The following is a 1,461-nucleotide window of genomic DNA, read 5'->3' as shown; positions in this document are numbered from 1 at the left end:
TGGGCCGAGGAGCGATTTCAACGAACCATTTGTCCAATCCAGGTAAGCGCCGGAACTGCTTTTCTAGCTCTGCCATCGCGCTTTGAGTCAGCTTCACTCCCGTTTCATAGGTCTGGGTCACCAGGCTAACGGTGGGATGGTTGCCCTTGAAAGTCAACGATTCAGCGAACCGCACAACGGTATCGACTGAGTCGAGAAGGCACCCTCGCCAATGCTGTTCCAACCACCCAAAGGTGCGCTCAACAGGATTGTATTTGCTGTGATAAGGCGGGTAGTAGGCCAACTGAATCGTGAGGTGCTCCCGGTGGGCGAAGGCCACTAACCGCTGCATAAATTGGGTGCGTCGAGAATGATTCTCTGGGCCATTATCGGCGTTAATCACCCAGCGTCGAATCTGGGGAAAATGAGCTTTAACCTGCTGCCACCACGCCTCTAACTGGTCGACAATGCAGTCGGCGGTGAGTTTTGAGGTCACCATCGTGAAGGCAAGCTGGTTGTATTGCGGCAGAAAGATGCCAAACGGGGTGACGGAGGCCTCTGGTTTGAAATCATGGTCAGCCGCTTGAATGCTCACCCGATTTTTTTCCCCCTCGGTCGTAGTCCCCGACCTTGACCGTCGCTTTGGCATCAATGGAGAGGCGCAGGGTGTGCTCATCGGCATCAGCAGCCTGGTTCACCCGATTCACTTCCCCCAAAATTGCCTCGGTTTCAGGAATCACCTTTTGCGGTTTCGTTTTAGCCACCCGTTTGAGCCGATAGCCCAACTGATTTAGCCGTTGGCGAATCACCTCTTCGCAGGGCAACTCCGCCTCATCATAGCCACATTGACGGATCAACTGACGGCGCACCTCGGCAGCACTCAAGCGGGTGTACAACCGCTGACTTTGTAGCGTCGGGTCAGCCTGCGTGTGAGGCTCGGCAATGGCCCGAATGTCGCTCAGCAATTGCGGCAGGTGGGCTTCTATCGGCTTCCGTCCCCGTTGGTCAAACGCATCCCGGATCGCTCCATGCTCTAGTTCGTACTGCCCTTTGCGGATTGTGCCTCGATTCCAGCCCAACTCGCGTTCGGCTTGGGTGGCTCCGCCGTGTCCTAGCGACTGCACCACTTGAGCCATAAATTGTCGTCGCTCAGTCCCTTTCAGTCGGGTCGCAGTGTCTTTGAATAACGCTTTTAGGTGATCGGTTAGCTTTAGAGAGGAGGATTCAACACTCATCAGTCCGTTGGCAAAACAGGTCTACTTAAAGCTAACGGATAATTATTTCGTTGGACTACTCTTAGCGAAATTCGCGGCACTCTAGCCCTTCAAAACCGGGGTTAGAGCATAAAGTGGTCAGTTAGGCAGTGCCACGACGATTTTTATTGCGAGGCCCCTAACTATTGATAAGCTGCATAAACATCTGTAAATCAGAAACAGTCACTGCCAGTGCGGCGATCGCCCTCACAGCGCAATGGCAGAAATC

Annotated in this window: 1 pseudogene; it reads right to left on the bottom strand. The window is 53.8% G+C overall.

The window, feature by feature from the left end:
• A pseudogene (locus V6D20_10640) lies at positions 1–1,115 on the bottom strand (ISAzo13 family transposase).
• Positions 1,116–1,461 lie beyond the last annotated feature (346 nt).

The organism is Candidatus Obscuribacterales bacterium (assembly GCA_036703605.1).
GTDB lineage: Bacteria > Cyanobacteriota > Cyanobacteriia > RECH01 > RECH01 > RECH01.
Note: the sequence above shows the minus strand (reverse complement) of the source record. Positions and strands in the feature narration are given on the sequence as shown.